Origin of the sequence: Peijinzhouia sedimentorum (assembly GCF_049340005.1) — a bacterium.
In the GTDB taxonomy this organism is placed as follows: Bacteria; Bacteroidota; Bacteroidia; order Cytophagales; family Cyclobacteriaceae; genus CAXBDP01.
Genome location: NZ_JBMPIY010000004.1, coordinates 310,451 through 328,750 on the forward strand (window position 1 = coordinate 310,451; position 18,300 = coordinate 328,750).

An 18,300-nucleotide genomic window follows, 5' to 3' on the forward strand; every position below is an offset into this window, starting at 1 on the left:
TTCTATTTATGACTTGAAAATCCAGTATTATCTTCATCAGAGGCCTTTCTCGGAGGGATTTCAGCAGTTTGTGCTTTTCTCTGCCAGTTGTTTTTTTCCTTTTCTAAATCAAACATCTCTGCTTTGATATCTTTGATTTTATCTAAATACATCTTTTCCATCTTTTGAGTGCTTTTCACCTGTATAGCCTGGCGGATCATAATGATGATGAAAACCAATAAGCCAATCAATGTCCACCAAATAAATAATGGAACAAAGGCGGGAGGAATTAAATCACGGCTGTCAAGCAATGCCATTACAACGGTTGCAAGTAACCAAGTGAGATGTATTATGCTGAATGTTTGGACTTTTTGTGACATGGGAATTGTAGTTATGCTACTAAGCTACAAAAAATATGAAAACACTTTGTCAGCTTTGCTGAATTTGGCTTAGCTTTTTATACAATCCATCTCTTTCAATCAACTCGGAATGACTGCCTCTTTCGATAATCTCGCCCTTTTCTACCACGATTATCTCATCTGCATGTTGGATCGTACTCAATCGATGCGCAATCACTAGCGAAGTTCTGTTCTTCATTAGATTGAACAATGCATCTTGTACGAGCTTTTCAGATTCAGAATCAAGTGCAGAGGTGGCTTCATCCAATATCAAGATTGAAGGGTTTTTGAATACCGCCCTGGCGATGCTCAATCGCTGTCTTTGGCCACCGCTGAGTCGCGTGCCACGCTCACCTATCATCGTATCGTAGCCGTTTTCAAGCTGTTCGATAAAAGCATGCGCATTTGCAATTTTGGCGGCTTTTATCACATCCTCCTTGTTAGCATCGGGTTTGCCAAAAGCGATATTTTTGAAAACAGTGTCGTTAAAAAGTATTGACTCTTGGGTAACGATACCCATGTGTTTTCTCAAATCAGCAATTTTGTAGGAACGAATATCTTCTCCATCAATCCAAACAGCTCCTTTTGTAGGATCATAAAAGCGAGGAACCAAATCTGCAATGGTAGATTTACCTCCACCAGAAGGCCCTACAAGCGCCACTGACTTCCCTTTTTCGATACGCAAATTCAACCCTTTGAGCACCCACTCCTTATCGTAAGAAAACCACACATCTTTAAACTCAATTCCTTGCTCAAAATCATTCATGACCTTGGCCGGCTCAGGATCAGTAATGGCGGGAGGTGTATCTATAATGGCAAATATTCTATCACCAGACGCAATTCCTCTTTGGATATTGGAGATGGCTTGGGAAATAGCTTTCGATGGATTTAAAACTTGAGTGAATAAAATGATATAGGTGAAAAATGCACTTGCAGATAAGTCAGATTCTTGGTTGAGCACCAAATTGCCACCATAGAGCAAAATACCCGCTACCACAACCACACCTAAGAATTGAGAAAGTGGTGGAGCAAGTTCATTTTTGCGTGCCATTGAAATATTGATTCCGGAATATTCAGCAACCTCCCGCCCAAATACCTGACTGATATAGTTTCTTGCCGAAAAAGCTTTTATTACTCTGATTCCAGAAAGTGTTTCTTCTAAAATATTTACGATTCTCCCTAGAGATTCCTGACTTTGGGTTGCCTTTTTCTTCAATCTCACCGTAATGGCAGAAATCAAATAGCCAGTTACTGGCAAAAACAATATGGTGAAAAAGGTAAGTTTCGCTGAAATAGCAAATAGCAGAACAAAGGTTATCAGAATGGTTGCCGGCTCCCGAAATGCTACTTTCAATGTGCTAACAATCGTATTTTCCACCTCCTGCACATCATTGGTAATGCGTGACATCAAATCACCCTTACGCTCATTGGTAAAATAGCCCAAATGCAACTCACTAGCCTTATCGAAAATATCCATTCTCAGTTTTTCGATCACCTTAGCCCTGATTTTAGCCAATAGCACATTCGAAACATAAGTGAAAACATTGGCTAGCAACACTGAAAAAACAATCACTGCACATACATATTTCAAAGTGCCCATTTTCCCCTGCGTTTCTGAGGCCTTTACCAGAAAATGGTTGAAAGTATGCATGAAATAGTCTAGCGAAAGGCTAAACTCTATGGGTTCTTTGTATTTCGCAATTTGCTCTAGATCTACTTGCTCGAATACTACATCGAAAAGTGGCTTGAGCAAAGCATAGTTGAGCAAGCCAAAAATAATCGCCAAAGTGGCAAAAAAGATATATCTCGGCAAATATTTCCCATAAGGTTTGGCATAGGTCAATATTCGCAGATAGGTTTTCATTTCAGGAAAGGAATTAAATAGAAAATCAACAAGGACTAAAATTCATGATCACGATGTGGAATATTCCATCGTAGCAATAGCTGCGTAAAGGTAGTATTCTCCTTTTTGCCAGTGTTCACTTCTTGAGATAAATTTCGTATAGTCTGGCGAAGGTCAACGAATAAATTGTGCTTGAGCATGTAAGAAGCCGTAAAATCATACAATTGCAGATCGCTACTATTGCCTTGGCCTACTTCATTGTCAAAATCCTGAACTCGCGAGTCTGTGTTTCTCATCACATCGCCACCAAAATTTTGCCCCGGCAGATCGCTTCCAAATTTGGTGAGGATTGCCTTAGCTGTAATAGATAATCTATCGATCGGCTGATAACGCAATATCCCAACCACCTCCCGCAAATTCGCACCCATTGGATGCGCTAATGGTTGCCTGAAATGTGCCGCATTCATAAGATAGTTTTTGCGCGCATAGGTGTATGGTGTAATATGATTTACCTCCGCTTGTATATCCAAATTAGAGATCTCCAATACGTCAAAATACTTGACGCCAATTTGAGAAGCTATATTATTGTTCCACGCTCCATTGCCAAATTCTTTCAGCTGCAAGCCATCAAAATATGCCGTACCATATACGCTCATGGTATTGAACAAATTCCATCGTACATCCAAACCAGTCGCTTTGTTTTCGCCAGGTTCGTTTGTATTGAAAAGCGAGCGAGTGAAAATAAAGGGATTGAAATAGGCGATTTTTATTGGAACAGCTTTATTGATATTCTCATCACCATAGATTATTTGCTCAAACACACCGATATTCAAATTGGGCGTGACATCAAATCCCAATCGATGTAGTGTCATGTATTTCTTTGGAAACTCACCATCGATAGAGCCTGTAGCACCAGCAAAAGCAGTTGCCCGAAGTTCCGTAAATAGATTGGTGAGTTGTAAGCGTTTCCCTATTTGTGTATCGAATTTTAAGAATAGGTAATTGGTAGAGAAATCAGAAAGCAGCAAGCTTCGATAGCCATGCCCAATAAAATTACGATCATAGCCAAATTGCACATTAAGCTTCTCTACTGGATCGAAGGTGATGTAAGCGCGCCCTGTTAGGAAATCCACTCCACCTTCTTTGAAATCCTTCCAAAAGCCTTCACCTGGAATAGCAAAGTTTTCTTGCTCAATATATTCTCTCACATAAGTTGGAAAGCGAGCTTGATTCTCTCCTACATACGTATAAAAACCCAATGAATTGGCAATTTGTCCACGTACTTCCAATCCTCTGGTATTGATAAATGTTGGCTCATCTATATCATTTTCGCGACCCATTCCTACATGCAGCACAGGGTTTATATGTAATTGAAAATCATCGTCAGCGTAATGAAACAAATCAGACTTCTTTTTATAAAAGTGCTTTAGGGTTGGTTTCTTGCTATCTGGATTTACCGTAGTAGACCATTCCCAATTGTCCTGCACCAAATATTCCAAGTTGAATTTGTCTTGTTGGCTGAGCGCGAGCGTATCATTTTCACGGAGGAAATCTGCAAGCAAAGCCACATTCTTTCTTTGCCAAGGTTTCATGGCAAAGTCTGAAGATATAAAACCACTCTTCACTTGATATCTTTCGATAAGGTGATAATAATCTTTATTCAATGGCACATTCACACTTTGCCCTTTGCTCGCAAGCGGGAGGAAAGTCCATGCAATACCAAAAGCGATGATATAGTTTATAGAATTACGCATGGTTAAAAATCGTGATCACGTTGAGAAAGATTTAAACGAAGGCCAATCTGTGTAAATAAAGTAGTACGATCTCGGCTACTGATTTCGCTAGTAAGATTGCGGTACACGGTGCGAAAATCTGCATACAAATTATGCTTGAGCATATAAGAAAGTGTAAGGTCGGCATAAAGAATTTTGGTGTCGATACCTTGGCCTATCACGTTACCATAGTTTTGCTCGCGAGAGGTATAGGGTTTTAATATATCTCCACCCCAATTGGTGTCCGCATCATCTGCTCCAAACTGGTTGTAAAAACCTCTAGCCACAATGTGAAGTCTTTCTCTAGGCTGGTAGCGAAGTATTCCCACCACTTCTTTGAAATTGGTGCCAAAAGGATGCGCAATAGGTTGCAAAAAGTGCGTATAACTATTGAAATTATCTTGATGCGTGTAATTATACGGTCTAGTGATATTACCTTCCACTTGTAAATCCAGATTGCTGACGCCAAATGCATCTATGTATTTCAAGCCCGTTTGTATGCCAAATTTGTTTGCCCACCAACCTTCACCTGAGCGAATTTCTTCGAGGACAAACTCATCAAAAATCACTTGGCCATAAAATGAAAATGAACTTAAGAAATTCCACTTATAATCGATCCCAAGTAGTGCATTATCCGCAGAACCCACCTGCTGTTCGGTAGCTCTAAAGAATATGGCTGGCACCATATATCCCAACTCAATTGGGTTGGCTCCATTTTCTCTTTCACGTCCATACACTACCGTTTCGAATATGCCGAGGTTGAAATTTTTGCCAATATCAATTCCCAATCGGTGGAAGGCTTGGTATTTCTTTGGAAAGCTCTCGCCAATGCTAGATTCGCCGTAAATGCCATAAGCATCCGCACGCATCACATTTTGGATCATTGTGTAATTGAAATGACCCAGTTTTGCATTTGCCTTGATGTAGAAATTGTTGTTGCCAAAGTCCGACAGAATCATTGAACGATGACCATTCCCAATAAAATTGCGATCGAAGCCCGCTTGTAAGTCTATATGCTTGGCTACTTTGGTGGAGACATTGAATCGAGGTGTAGTAAATGAATGTCCTTGATTGCCCATGTTGTCGAAATAACCTTCACCGGGAATCACGCCCACATCGCTAATGCGGTCTTGCACATAAGTTGGGAATACTGCCCAGTTTTGTGTGAAATAGCCGTAAACGGCAACTCTATTAAATAGCGATCCGCGTACTTCAGCACCAATGCTGCTCATAAATCTTACATTACCTCCCGCTTCTGTATCTACTCCTACACTTGCACCAAGGACCGGATTCATTTGGTATCTAAACCAGCGGTCACCTGTTCTTTGAATATCCTCAATTCCCGTAAATCTATATTTATCGAGAAAGATCTCATCTCGATCCCAATTGGCATGTTCCGAAAATTCCCAATTGTCATCTGCCAAGTATTGTAGATTGAAAAGATCTTTGGACGACCAAACCTGACCTGACGAAAGCAACGAATCTGCCAGCATTGCGACTTCATTTCGCTTAAGTGGCTTCACCGTGCTAAACAAACCCGGCATTAAGCCTTTCGATTTTATTTCGTAGCGCTCTATCAGGTGATAATAATCTCTATTGAGAGGCACATGCGTACTTTGCGCAAAAGTTGAAATCTGTGTGAACAGAAGAGCAATGAGAAGAATGACTGAATTTTTGATCATATTAGTACGGATGCTACAAGTATAGCACAAATTCGAAAAATTTGGGCAATGTTAAGCCCAAAGCCTCCATTCAAAATAGACTACAAAGCTAAAATTGATATTGAATTCTATCGTTTATTTGTAGACTAAAATGTATCATTTCTTTTGAAAGACGAAAAAGAAGTAAATTTGATCAAGTAATTTGTGATATTCGCAAAATCTTCTGAGCTACATTTGGTTATTGAAGAGGATAACTTTATCTTTGCCCCTCTTTTTTGGGAAGAGAAGCATTAAAAATAATTTCGTAATGAGAAAAGATATACATCCAAACTACAGAGAAGTTGTGTTTTTTGACACATCTACAGAAACCCAGTTTATCACTAGGTCTACCATTTCTACTCCAGATACTATTGAAGTTGAAGGTAAAACTTACCCTTTGGTGAAAATTGAAGTAAGTTCTGATTCTCACCCTTTCTACACTGGTAAGAAAATGCTTGTGGATACAGCTGGTAGAGTTGAGAAGTTCAACAGACGCTATACTAAGAAATAATTATTTCGATTTTATCGATAAATTGAAAGTCTCTCTGAATAATCGGAGAGACTTTTTTTATTTTTGGCTATGCGTATTATTCTTTTTGATCAGCCCAACATCCGAATGGATTTGTTGCCATTCACTTTTACCCGACCCATAGCCGACTTGCGGGTGGGTATTCTCACCATTGCCGAGAAGTGGAGCAAATATTTTCAGTCTCCTATTTCATACCTAACTCAAGCTTATCTCACAGCTAAATTCCCACTTGTGGCTGATGATGAAAATCTACTGATCAATGGCGCATTATTACCTGATGCAGGGTTGATCAAAGCCATCCAAGCTTTAAAGCTAGGAGAAGCACTTTCTCGTAATGGACTTTTGTTGGCAGCCAAATGCAATAAGGAGACTGCCGAAAATTGGCAATTAGAAAAAGTTGATTTTAAGCAAATTGAATATCAAAATGAGGTAACGGCAATTCTGAAGCCTTGGCATATTTTCCAGCTCAATGGACAGGAAATCCGAAAAGATTTTGTGCTGCTAACTGAAGGAAGAAAATCACAAACCATTACCGATCCGCATGTAATCATGTACGGTAAGGAAAATATATTTATAGAAGAAGGCGCAAAAATAAAGGCTTGTATAATAAATGCAGAAGAAGGGCCTGTGTACATAGGGAGAAATGCACAAATACATGAAGGAGTGATGATTCATGGACCATTGGCTCTTTGCGAATCTGCTCATTTGAATATGGGCGCCAAACTAAGAGGTGATAATACCATCGGGCCATTTTGTAAGGCGGGAGGTGAAGTGTCCAATTCGGTAATGCTGGGCTATTCCAACAAAGGTCACGATGGCTTCTTGGGTAATTCTGTAATTGGTGAATGGTGCAATATTGGCGCTGATACGAATACGAGTAACCTTAAAAACAATTACGCCTCAGTGAAGCTCTGGAGTTATTCCTCCCGCCGATTTGAGCAAACGGGACAACAATTTTGCGGATTGATGCTGGGCGATCATTCCAAGTGCGGAATCAACACGATGTTCAATACAGGAACAGTGGTAGGCGTTGGCGCCAATATATTTGGAGCGGGATTTCCTCGCAATTTTATTCCATCATTTGCTTGGGGCGGTGTTGGCACAATTACTACGTATCGAATCGAAAGTTTTTTTGAAACCGCCGATGCCATGATGGGCAGACGAGGATTAGCCTTATCGGAAGTTGATAGAGAGATTTTCCATTATATCTTTGCCCAAACTCAAGAGAGCCGAGCTTAAGCATGCAATTTTCAGAAATACCAGGTTTACAAACAGAAAAAGAAATTCTCATCCGGAGTGTTCAAGATGCGCATTTGGCTCATGCTCAGTTGTTTTTGGGCAAGCCAGGTTCAGCAAATCTCGCGCTAGCAATGGCTTTTGCTACGTATCTCAATTGCGAAAATCCAAGCGAAGCAGACTCTTGTGGCACTTGTTCGGCTTGTACCAAAAATGCCAAAGCCATCCACCCCGATGTGCAATTTGTATTTCCGATTGCCAATATTGCAAAGGATATGATGAGCCACAATTACTTACCTCAATGGAGGGAGTTTTTGAAAAATAGCATTTATGGCGATATCAATACTTGGAATGCCGTATTTGGTGCGCAGGATAAGCAATTCAATATTGCGAGAGCCGAGAGCTATCAAATCACCTCTAATCTTTCGATGAAAGCTTATGAAGGAGGTTACAAGATTTTGATTCTTTGGCTGCCAGAATATTTGCATTCCTCTACGGCTAATGCCTTGCTCAAAATATTGGAAGAGCCACCTGAAAAAACGATTTTCCTACTGGTATCTACCAATTTGGAAAAAGTGTTAGGAACTATTCAATCAAGAACTCAAATATTCAGAATTCCTGCCTTCAGCGATCAAGATGTTGCTCACTATCTCCATAGCAATATGGAAGTGCCGCAGGACAAAGCGAACGACTTGGCAATAATGGCCGATGGCAGCATAAGCCAAGCCCTTTCTTTGCTGGAAGAAGGCAATGAAGTCGCAACAGATTTCTTTATAGATTGGATGCGACATTGCTGGGAAGCCGATTTTATTGCGCTCAATCAGGATATGGAGCTTTTCCATAAAATGGGCAAGGAATCACAAAAGAACTTATTCAATTATGGCCTGTATATTTTTAGAGAGAGCTTATTGGGAAATTTCTCCATCAATTCTTTGCAGAAATCAATGGGCGAACTCAATTCATTTGTGCAGAAATTTTCAGCGCAAATGAATTTGGAGAAAATTCAATTTCTCTCAGATTTATTCAACGAAGCTCACTATCATATTGAGCGAAATGCCTATGCCAAATTGGTTTTTATGGATACATCAATTGATATTGCCAAAACCATTCGGAAAAAATGAAAAGCACAGTAGAGAAGAAGACCATTGGTAGATTTGAATTGGTAGATTTGCCCGAGTGGGATTTATATGGACTTAGAGCCAAAACGGACACGGGAGCTTATTCATGCTCTATCCATTGCCACGAAGTAAAGCTAAAACAAGCGGGAGGTAGCGAGATCCTAGAGTTTCAATTGCTTGATCCGGACAGACCCAACTATCACGATAAAATATACCAAACCAAAGATTTCCGTATCAAAAGAGTCACCAATTCCTTTGGACAATCCGAGGAGCGTTTCTTAGTGAAAACTAAAATAATGTTATTTGGAGAGTTGGTCGAAACTGACTTTACTCTTACTGATAGAGGAACCATGCGATTTCCTATTTTGCTTGGCCGCAAACTACTAAAAAGGAGGTACCTTGTGAATGTGGATCGAACCAACTTATCCTATAAATTTCTGAAAAAAATAAAGTCCAAATGAAAATCGCGATATTATCTAGAAACCCAAACCTGTACTCCACCCGCCGTATGGTGGAAGCAGCAAAAGCACGTGGCCATGAAGCAGTCGTGATTGATCATTTGAAATGCGATATTTTCATCGAACCGAACGATCCCCACATCTTATATCGTGGACATAGGCTTGAAGGCATCGATGCAATTGTACCTAGAATTGGGGCCTCTGTTACCTTTTATGGTACAGCAGTAGTTCGTCAGTTCGAGATGATGAACGTATTCTCTGCTACAGAATCCCAATCAATTGTGCGTTCGAGAGACAAGCTGCGTAGCTTGCAAATCCTCTCCAGAGCAGGTTTAGGAATGCCCAAAACGGCTTTTACCAATTACTCCAACAAAGAGCATAATCTGGTAGAAGAGATTGGTGGCGCGCCGCTAATTATCAAATTGCTTGAAGGAACTCAAGGACTTGGTGTTGTATTGGCGGAAACGAGAAAAGCTGCGCAATCGGTAATTGAGGCATTCAATGGATTGAAGGCTCGTATCATCGTGCAAGAGTTTATCAAGGAGTCCAAAGGAGCAGATATTCGTGCATTTATAGTGAATGGCGAAGTGGTTGGCGCTATGAAACGTCAAGGAAAAGAAGGCGAATTCCGGTCGAACTTGCACAGAGGAGGCACTGCTTCTATCATTAAATTATCAAGGGCTGAGAAGGCTGCTGCTTTGAAAGCCGCAAGTGTATTGGGCTTGGCAATAGCTGGTGTTGATATGTTACAATCCGCACGTGGGCCACTGATTATGGAAGTAAATTCTTCACCAGGATTGCAAGGAATTGAAACGGCTACAGGGATAGATATTGCCGGTAAAATCATTGAATACATTGAGCAAGCAAAACCAGCCAAAAAGCGAAATGTAATTAAAGCAAAAAAGGGAGCCTAATGACAAAAGTACGCATTGGTACAAGAGGGAGTAAGCTGGCTTTGTGGCAAGCCGAAATGGTAGCCGAGCAATTAAAAGCGGGAGGTTTAGAGCCAGAACTTGTACTTATTGAAACCAAAGGTGATAAGGTGCTCGATGTGAGCATTTCTAAAATCGGTAGCAAAGGCGTTTTTACGGAGGAAATTGAAGCACAACTAGAAGCTGGCTCGATCGATATTGCCGTCCATAGTGCCAAGGACATGCCTTCGAGCCTGCCGTCAGGTTTTCAATTAATCAGCTTTAGCGAGCGTGAAATTGTTTCTGATGTATTGATTTCTAGGATGGACGGAGCTTCACTTAGCCACAAAGAAGGTCTTCGATTGGGAACTTCATCTACCCGCCGTGTGGCACAATTGAAACGCTACTACCCACAACATAAAATTGTAAATGTGAGAGGCAATTTGCAAACTCGTTTGCAAAGAATGGACGAGGGAAAATGCGACGCATTGCTATTGGCCTATGCCGGCGTTCATCGTATGGGCTATGCAGATCTGATCAAAGAATACTTACCTAGTGAGCAATTTATTCCTCCCGCTGGTCAAGGCTCGGTCACTATCGAAATACACAAGAGTTTGGATAGTCAATTGGCCCAATCCATTCGCGAGCTTTGTAATCACGACATTACTGAAAACAGAATATTAGCGGAAAGAGCATTCCTCAATTTGTTGGGTGGAGGTTGTAGCGTACCCGTTTTTGTACTTGCCCAATTCGAAGGAGAAGAATTACATTTGCACGGTGGCGTAGTTGCTTTAGATGGAAGTCAATTAATTGAATCCAGAAAAAAAGGCAAAGCATTCGATGCAGTAAGTATTGGCAAATTGGCAGCACAAGAGGTAGTGGCCAAAGGAGGCCGAGATCTATTATTAAAAATTAAAAACGAATTATAAAATCATGCGTAATCTCTCAATTTTATTCGTGGCAATATTTGCCTTTGCTTGTGGTCCTCAGGAAGAGGTAGTCACTATTTCTACTGAATTTGGAGATATGAAGGTGGTCTTGTACGACGATACACCTGTTCACAAAGAGAATTTTTTGAAGTTGGCAAAGTCCGGTGAATATGACAGCACCATTTTCCATAGAGTGATATCGGGTTTTATGATCCAAGGTGGCGATTTGTCAACCAAGCCGGAAGGCGGTCAGAGTTCATCTGAGGTAATTCCTGCGGAGATATTGCCTCATCACTTTCATAAAAAGGGAGCACTGGCAGCAGCTCGTATGGGCGATAATGTAAACCCGGAAAAGAATAGCAGCGCTACTCAATTTTACATTGTCCAAGGAGTAGTGTTTACTCCAGAGCAGATTAGCGACCTTGCCGAAAACAATTATATTTCTCAACAACGCACTTTATTCAACCAATTATTGGCCAAACCAGAATATAAGTATCTGGCTGATTCGGTAGCAAAGTATAGTCAAACGGGCGATATCGCAGCCTACACAGAGCTGCTTAATAACTCCATGGAAATCCTCGAAAGGGAATTTGGGCCAATTGTAAAGAAGGAATATCCGCAAGAACATACAGATGTGTACAAAACCATAGGCGGTTCACCGCATTTGGATTATGATTACACTGTTTTCGGTGAAGTAATCGACGGACTTAATGTGATAGATTCGGTAGCAGCGGTAGAAAAAGGACCAAATGACAGGCCTTTGGATAGAATCGGAATCAAAATGAGTGTAGATAAAGTTTCAGTGAAGAAATTAGAAGAAGAATACGGTTACAAAAAAGAAGAGTAATGAAAATACTCGTCACCGGTTCTAATGGTTTGCTTGGACAGAAACTCACTGAGTTAATTCTCAAAAGTGGCAAGCACGAATTGATTGCCACTTCTCGAGGTGAGGATCGACTAAATGCGGAAGGATATCGCTATTACACAATGGATACCTGCCGTCTAGACCAAATTTTGGAAGTAGTGCAAACGGCAAAGCCCGATGTAATCATCCATACCGCAGCCATGACCAATGTGGATCAATGCGAGCTCAATCAAGACGACTGCTTCATTCAAAATGTATTTGCAACCAATAACATCATAGAAGCGGCAAATGCAGTAGATGCATTCCTTGTTCATTTATCCACAGACTTTATATTCGATGGACAAGACGGCCCTTATGCTGAAGAAGGAAAGGCCAATCCCGTGAGCTACTATGGTGAAACCAAGCTTGAAGCAGAAAAGCTGGTAATCGAAAAAGCAAAGCATTGGGCTATAGTACGTACGGTACTTGTTTTTGGAATTGTGAAGGATATGAGCCGTAGCAATATTGTGCTGTGGGTGAAAGATAGTCTTACAGCTGGAAAGCAAATAAAAGTGGTGGATGACCAATGGCGTACGCCCACTTTGGCCGAGGACTTGGCAATGGGTTGCTTATTAATAGCCGAACAAAAAGCGGGAGGAATCTGGAATATTTCAGGGGAGGAAATGCTTACTCCTTACGAAATGGCGATAGCTACTGCCAGCTATTTTGAACTAGATCAATCGTTAATTGAGCGAGTAGATTCGACCATTTTTACCCAGCCGGCTAAGCGTCCACCGCGCACTGGATTTATTATTGAAAAAGCTAAAAAACAATTAGGATATGAACCGCACAGTTTTAGAGAAGGTCTAAAATTGCTAAGTGAGCAAATATCCTCCCGCTAATCCGACCATAAACTATATTTAAACCTAATTTAATTTTTTGTTTATCTATTTTTTATGAAATTGTTGCCTTAATAATTCGAACATCACATCAATTTAACCAAAACCTTAAAGATTTATGGCTGCATCACCAAGTCCTGAAAGTCGTGGTCAATGGGGATCCAGTTTTGGATTCATCATGGCTGCCGCTGGCTCAGCAGTAGGGCTGGGAAATATTTGGCGTTTCCCTTACATCACCGGAGAAAACGGTGGTGGTGCCTTTGTTTTCGTTTATATCCTATGTGTTATTTTAATCGGGCTTCCGCTCCTTTACAATGAGCTAGCTCTTGGGCGACTCACTGGTAAAAATCCGATAGGAGCGATGAAAGCAACCGCCAAAAACAAACTATGGGTGATTCCTGGGATTATCAGTGTGGTAATTTGTTTTATGGTGCTTACCTATTACTCTGTAATTGCTGGCTGGACAGTTGGCTACATTATTACCGAGCTAATCAATATCCCTGTAGATTTTGATGTATTTATCGAAACGCCGAGATACATTATTCCGCTTACCTTCTTCTTCATGATTATTACTATTGTGGTAATATTAGGTGGTGTGTCTGGTGGTATCGAAAAGGCGGCTAAATTCCTTATGCCGGTTCTATTCTTCCTTATCCTAGCGATCGCCATCAGAAGTGTGACCTTAGACGGCGCAATGGCAGGTGTTGAATATTACTTGAAGCCTGATTTTGCTAAAATTAACGGTAAGGTAATACTTGCTGCACTTGGCCAAGCATTCTTCTCGATGAGTGTGGGTTGGGGTCTTATGATCACTTACGGCTCGTATTTGCCAAAAACTGCAAACATTGTAACTAGTGGCATGTGGATTGGCGCAATGGATACAATCGTAGCTCTTTTAGGTGGTCTAATGGTTTTCCCTGCTGTATTCGCACTCGGTATGGAGCCAAACTCAGGTCCAGCACTTGTATTCGATGTACTACCTCAAGTATTTAATGCCATACCTGGTGGAGCTATAATCGGCGCACTTTTCTTCTTATTGCTAATGGTAGCAGCTTTAACTTCAACGATCTCGATGCTTGAAGTACCTGTAGGCTACTTTATTGATGAGAAAAAAGTAAACCGTAAAAAGGCAGCTTGGCTAGTAGGTATTGCGGCAATGGTTATTTCTATCCCATCTATTATGAGTTCCGTTGATGATAGTTTTTTCAGTACAGTAACTATGAAAATTGGTTCTATTGAGAAAACAGGCTGGTTCGATATTATGGACTGGGTATTCGGAACATTGGGCGTAACCGTGCTTTGTTTCTTATTAGCAGTATATAGTGGCTGGTCATTTAATACCAAAACACTTGTTAACGAAATATCACTTGGAGCTCCTGGCTTTAATAAGGGAATTATTGGAAGCCTTACTCCAGGTCATATCTGGATCTTCTTTATCCGTTTTGTTTGCCCGATAGTAATCGGCCTAGTACTTCTCGATTTGTTTGGAGTATTTGGAACCGCAGCGGGAGGAGGTTGATCATTTTCCAGAATTAAAAGCATATAAAAATAGCCCGGCATTCTTGTCGGGCTATTTTTTTGAGCTGGTCTTAGGAAACAAATGTATGAGCCCGCAAGGATATTGCATTCCAAACCGCTACACTGGCAGCTGGGAGAGATGTGGTCATGTTGTAGAGCCGCAATGCATTAGCGGCTGTAGGGTGGATTTTTTAGAGGTATGGCATTGTCGGATTGCAAATCCTCCTTACAGGGTTCGCCATTGCAAATGTCGAACAGGTGGTGATTGTTATTTGGCTGGCTTAGTATCAGAATCGCTTTTGAGGAAGTCATACTTTTTCTGCTTGTCCTTCCATCTTTCTAAAGCATATTGCTGCATGTCATCTATTTGGTCTTTTTCATCGATAATTTCAAAGCCAAGCAATGACTCGATGATATCTTCTAGGGTCGTAATTCCATCCATCCCGCCATATTCGTCGATCACGAGTGAAATGTGCTCTCTCTTGGCTAACATTTCATCCCAAGCTTTAAACAGCGTTGTACTCTTGCGAAAAGTTAAAATATCTCTTTTAATGTCCTTCAGCTTGAGGTCGAATTGGTCTTCGGCTAGTTTTTCGAAAACCATGGCTCTAAACACGTAGCCTGTAATATTGTCTTTGTTAGTTTTATAAATTGGGATTCTAGAAAAATGCAAAAACTCTTTGTTCTCCAAAAATTTCTCTAAAGTCATATCCTCATGTGCTGTTACCACAACCACTCTTGGCGTCATGATTTCAGAAACCTTTATATTCTTAAGCTTTAGGAGGTTTTGAATGATTTTATTTTCATTCTGAGCAAATATGCCTTCTTCCGTACCAATTCTTGCCAATGCAGAAACTTCCTCTCTACTGGTTGTCAACTCAGCCTCACTTCTTGACAACATCTTTGTAAGAACAGATGAAGCAACCACAATTGGGTAGGTCAAGAAAACCATAATATTGATAATTTTCGCAGAAATACCAACCAATGATTTGCTGTAATTCGCTCCTAAAGTTTTGGGAATTATTTCTGTAATCACCAAAATCAAAATGGTAAGGACTGCCGATACTACTCCAAAATAACCCTCACCAAAAACAACAATTGCCTGCGCACCTACTCCAGCCGCGCCTACTGTATGAGCTATCGTGTTTAGAGAAAGTATAGCAGATAGAGGTTTGTCAATATCTTCTTTCTGCTTTAGCATTGTTCCAGCGCTCTTATCTCCATTTTCAAATCTAGACCTGAGATAGGATATTGGTGTAGAAAGTAAAACCGCCTCCATGATAGAACAAAGGAAGGAAGTGAACAAGGCTATAAATAAATAAACGAGAAGTAAAGTCATCTTATTTGTTTATGCTTTTTAGAATATAAACTACCTATGTAAAACTAGATAATGCGCTATTTCTAATCAGGACTGGTTTCGGTTAATATACAAAGATTCTCCATTATCACACAGTTGAAACCATGGACCATGGAGATTTCGATCTCCTTATGAGTTGGAAATGATTGAAGCTTCAGTTAAAAATTCTGTTAATCCTACCATTCTGTAAATTCCAATTCAGACAATTACCATAGCAGTGGGTAATCTGCTTTGAATTGATCCTCGGATTAAAAATCTTTCTTAGATGTGGTTCGACATTGCAAATGCCGAACAGTTGGTTAGCACTCTAAAACGTATAAAAATAAAAAATCCCAGCCTCAAAACGGTTGGGATTTTTCTGATAATCAAAACCTAATTAACTTACTTTAATCTTCTTAACAGGCTTTGACACAGCCACCTCTTTCTTAGGAAGAGTCAAACGAAGGATCCCATTCTCATACTTTGCATCAATCTTATCGGTAAGTAGATTCTCAGGCAAAGAAAATGAGCGACTGAAAGAATTATAAGAAAATTCTCTTCTGCGATAGTTCTCTTTTTCCTCTTTCTTTTCTTCTTCTTTTTCTGCACTAACACTCAGAATACCATCATGAACCTCAACTTTTAAATCATCGCGATTCAGTCCGGGCACCGCAAGTTCAATTTTATAATCCTTACCATTTTCAATGATATTCGCTTCAGGAATCACAAGAGAGCTGTCAAAATCAAGTAGATTCCCATCAAAATCGAGCATCGAAGGCCCGAAAAATCTGTCTGTGTTGAAGAATTCGTTTACCAAGCTTGGAAACGCTCTTCCATTTCCTTTTTTTGTTAATACGAGTGACATATTTTTATTTATTTAGAGTTTTAACTGATAAGTTTAAAAACTAATCTAAGTTATTTATCATTAATGACTTACGGAATGACAGAGATCACTAGGGTAGATGATTTATATCAGGAATTTGCGGAGAAATTCTGTCGATTTTTCCTTTCCTCAAACCCACATTCCATCAGAATGGCATGTTTATAGAATATTTACCGATAATTAGCAACGACTATGAAGGAGTCGAATGTATTGGGCACCTCATTCAAAATCCAATTCCTAGTTGCAGACCCGCAAGGTTTCAGAAACCTTGCGGGTCTTTATCCATTTGTCTGAACTATGGAATAAGCGCCTACAAACCACTTTACAATTCTATAAAGCCGGATTACAAATCCTCCTTATCTGTAGTTCGACATTGCAAATGGCGAACAGGTGGTTAATATGATTTCCTTTTTTTGCTAGCTCCAGAGGAGCGAAATATCCATAGGACAATGGAGAAGCACAAATCAATTTTACCGACCGTAGGTGGGCGTCCCGCACAGACGTCTGAACCAAGGATAAAACTCCTAAAGACCGATTAGAATGTTATAAAGTCGGATTACAAATCCTCCTTATCTGTAGTTCGACATTGCAAATGTCAAACAGTTGGTCAAATTTCTATTTCCTATTCCATAGTTCCTTACCGAGATATAGTCTATTTGTCAGCAGCTCTTCATAAATAGCATTCGTATTATCTCCATTCAGAAAAATCAAATACCCATTTTTCGATTTTGGAAATAGTATAGCTAATGTGCTAACTCCTGGGTCTTTTCCTGAATGTAAAATGGCATATTCATTATCGCTAAAACCTGTCAGAATTTCCCAGCCTAAACCAAAAAAATCATCTTCCTTAAGTTTAACCTGAGGTTTGAGCATTTCTGTGAATAGCTTTTCGGAAAGCTCTGCTCCATTTATAACATACTCCAAAAAATTTCCATAATCTTCAACGGTTGTCAAAAGGTTCGCTGCAGCATTTGCTTCATAGTATTTCGCAGTTTCTATCCTCTCTCCACTTTCATCAAAGTTTTGAGCATATCTTTTTTCTTCCATTGTGGCATCCCACCAAAATCTTGTATCAGTCATTTTAGCCGGTTCAAACAAATGTTCTTTTGCTAATTCTTCTATGCTTCTCCCCAATTTATTTTCAACAGCCTTTCTCAGATATTCAAATCCTTCGCCTGAATACTGATACTTGGTTCCAGGTTCAAACTCAAAGGCCAGTTTGTTGGATTCGGACATATATCGCCAATTCGGAAATCCCGTTTGATGCGTCAATACAAGCCTTGGCGTTAGTTTTTTGTGTCGCATATCTTGCCCTAGATCCGGATCTATCCAATATTTATATAAAGGCTCATCCAAGTCTAAAATTCCTTTATCAACAAGCTTTAAAATGGTAATGGCAAATATCGGTTTTGTAAGTGAAGCCACCTTGAATATGGTATTTAATGGCGCTTCCTCCTCCTTATCCAAAGTCCCATAAACCTCCACTTTTGATAACTTTCCATTTTCAATTATTCCAACTCCTAGCGCAGGCACATTGCTTTTCTTTAATATCTGTTCGATACTCGTATCTCCAGCTTCCTCAAATGATGGATCCTGATGGTCATAGCTGAGCACCTCACTTAATTTCCAAATTTGGTCATGTACCAGCCACACATGTGTAAATTTTGCTGTACTCGTCCATATATCATCTTTGTCACGCTCTCTTAAGTAAAAATGATGAATCCCTTTCTGTATGGCTCCATATAAAATTCCATTGTTGTAAAGAGGATAAACTTCTAGGCTTGTTTCTTCAATCTTTCGAATGGGTTTTTGTACAGCGTTTGAGCAAATGTATTTTTTAGTATTGTACAAAAAGATCGCCTTGTCCTGATGTAAGCTTCCCTGATATTTGGGCCATTTAAAAGTTTCTTTTCAGTTGTTATCAAAAGTAGGTGCCTGCTGCATGTA

At 40.1% G+C, this 18,300-nt stretch carries 16 protein-coding genes; 9 read left to right on the plus strand and 7 right to left on the minus strand.

Annotated features, from left to right (window positions below; all coding sequences use genetic code 11):
- Positions 1–2: 2 nt before the first annotated feature.
- From ACOXY8_RS08735 to ACOXY8_RS08750, 4 genes are read right to left on the minus strand one after another with little or no spacing between them, the layout of a single operon-like run.
- Positions 3–359: a hypothetical protein gene (locus tag ACOXY8_RS08735; protein ID WP_458331192.1), complete on the minus strand. Its 357-nt coding sequence runs from the start codon at positions 357–359 to the stop codon at positions 3–5.
- Between the two features lie 49 nt (positions 360–408).
- Positions 409–2,241: an ABC transporter ATP-binding protein gene (locus ACOXY8_RS08740; RefSeq protein WP_458331193.1), complete on the minus strand. Its 1,833-nt coding sequence runs from the start codon at positions 2,239–2,241 to the stop codon at positions 409–411.
- 35 nt (positions 2,242–2,276) lie between these two features.
- Positions 2,277–3,974 carry a capsule assembly Wzi family protein gene (locus ACOXY8_RS08745; protein WP_458331194.1) on the minus strand — a complete coding sequence of 566 codons (1,698 nt, stop codon included), beginning with the start codon at positions 3,972–3,974 and terminating at the stop codon, positions 2,277–2,279.
- 2 nt (positions 3,975–3,976) lie between these two features.
- Positions 3,977–5,674: a hypothetical protein gene (locus ACOXY8_RS08750; RefSeq protein WP_458331195.1), complete on the minus strand. Its 1,698-nt coding sequence runs from the start codon at positions 5,672–5,674 to the stop codon at positions 3,977–3,979.
- A gap of 286 nt (positions 5,675–5,960) precedes the next feature.
- On the opposite strand from ACOXY8_RS08750, the gene ACOXY8_RS08755 reads away from it, so the two are divergent.
- The 9 genes from ACOXY8_RS08755 (at position 5,961) to ACOXY8_RS08795 (ending at position 14,135) form a co-directional block, all read left to right on the plus strand.
- Positions 5,961–6,203 carry a type B 50S ribosomal protein L31 gene (locus tag ACOXY8_RS08755; RefSeq protein WP_458331196.1) on the plus strand — a complete coding sequence of 81 codons (243 nt, stop codon included), beginning with the start codon at positions 5,961–5,963 and terminating at the stop codon, positions 6,201–6,203.
- A 69-nt stretch (positions 6,204–6,272) separates the two neighbouring features.
- Positions 6,273–7,460 carry a GlmU family protein gene (locus ACOXY8_RS08760; RefSeq protein ID WP_458331197.1) on the plus strand — a complete coding sequence of 396 codons (1,188 nt, stop codon included), beginning with the start codon at positions 6,273–6,275 and terminating at the stop codon, positions 7,458–7,460.
- A gap of 2 nt (positions 7,461–7,462) precedes the next feature.
- Positions 7,463–8,578: a DNA polymerase III subunit gene (locus ACOXY8_RS08765; protein WP_458331198.1), complete on the plus strand. Its 1,116-nt coding sequence runs from the start codon at positions 7,463–7,465 to the stop codon at positions 8,576–8,578.
- Positions 8,575–9,036: an ATP-dependent zinc protease family protein gene (locus tag ACOXY8_RS08770; protein ID WP_458331199.1), complete on the plus strand. Its 462-nt coding sequence runs from the start codon at positions 8,575–8,577 to the stop codon at positions 9,034–9,036. Before ACOXY8_RS08765 ends, ACOXY8_RS08770 begins: the two co-directional genes overlap by 4 nt.
- On the plus strand, positions 9,033–9,947 hold the full coding sequence (gene rimK, locus ACOXY8_RS08775; protein WP_458331200.1) for a 30S ribosomal protein S6--L-glutamate ligase: 915 nt from the start codon (positions 9,033–9,035) through the stop codon (positions 9,945–9,947). The genes ACOXY8_RS08770 and rimK overlap by 4 nt, the downstream gene beginning before the upstream one ends.
- Entirely contained in the window at positions 9,947–10,873 is a 927-nt protein-coding gene (hemC, locus tag ACOXY8_RS08780; protein ID WP_458331201.1) for a hydroxymethylbilane synthase, read from the plus strand. Before rimK ends, hemC begins: the two co-directional genes overlap by 1 nt.
- 4 nt (positions 10,874–10,877) lie before the next feature.
- The gene (locus ACOXY8_RS08785; RefSeq protein WP_458331202.1) at positions 10,878–11,720 is read left to right on the plus strand and encodes a peptidylprolyl isomerase; all 843 of its coding nucleotides are present in this window, start codon (positions 10,878–10,880) and stop codon (positions 11,718–11,720) included.
- Positions 11,720–12,619 carry an SDR family oxidoreductase gene (locus ACOXY8_RS08790; RefSeq protein ID WP_458331203.1) on the plus strand — a complete coding sequence of 300 codons (900 nt, stop codon included), beginning with the start codon at positions 11,720–11,722 and terminating at the stop codon, positions 12,617–12,619. Before ACOXY8_RS08785 ends, ACOXY8_RS08790 begins: the two co-directional genes overlap by 1 nt.
- Before the next feature lie 115 nt (positions 12,620–12,734).
- Entirely contained in the window at positions 12,735–14,135 is a 1,401-nt protein-coding gene (locus tag ACOXY8_RS08795; RefSeq protein ID WP_458331204.1) for a sodium-dependent transporter, read from the plus strand.
- Between the two features lie 267 nt (positions 14,136–14,402).
- On the opposite strand, the gene ACOXY8_RS08800 is transcribed toward ACOXY8_RS08795, so the two are convergent.
- The 3 genes from ACOXY8_RS08800 to ACOXY8_RS08810 all read right to left on the minus strand — a co-directional run bounded on the left by ACOXY8_RS08800 (position 14,403) and on the right by ACOXY8_RS08810 (position 18,204).
- Positions 14,403–15,473: a CNNM domain-containing protein gene (locus ACOXY8_RS08800; RefSeq protein ID WP_458331205.1), complete on the minus strand. Its 1,071-nt coding sequence runs from the start codon at positions 15,471–15,473 to the stop codon at positions 14,403–14,405.
- Positions 15,474–15,867: 394 nt separating this feature from the next.
- Positions 15,868–16,335 carry an Hsp20/alpha crystallin family protein gene (locus tag ACOXY8_RS08805; protein ID WP_458331206.1) on the minus strand — a complete coding sequence of 156 codons (468 nt, stop codon included), beginning with the start codon at positions 16,333–16,335 and terminating at the stop codon, positions 15,868–15,870.
- Positions 16,336–16,968: 633 nt separating this feature from the next.
- Complete coding sequence (locus tag ACOXY8_RS08810) at positions 16,969–18,204, minus strand: serine hydrolase domain-containing protein (protein WP_458331207.1); 1,236 nt, start codon at positions 18,202–18,204, stop codon at positions 16,969–16,971.
- Positions 18,205–18,300 lie beyond the last annotated feature (96 nt).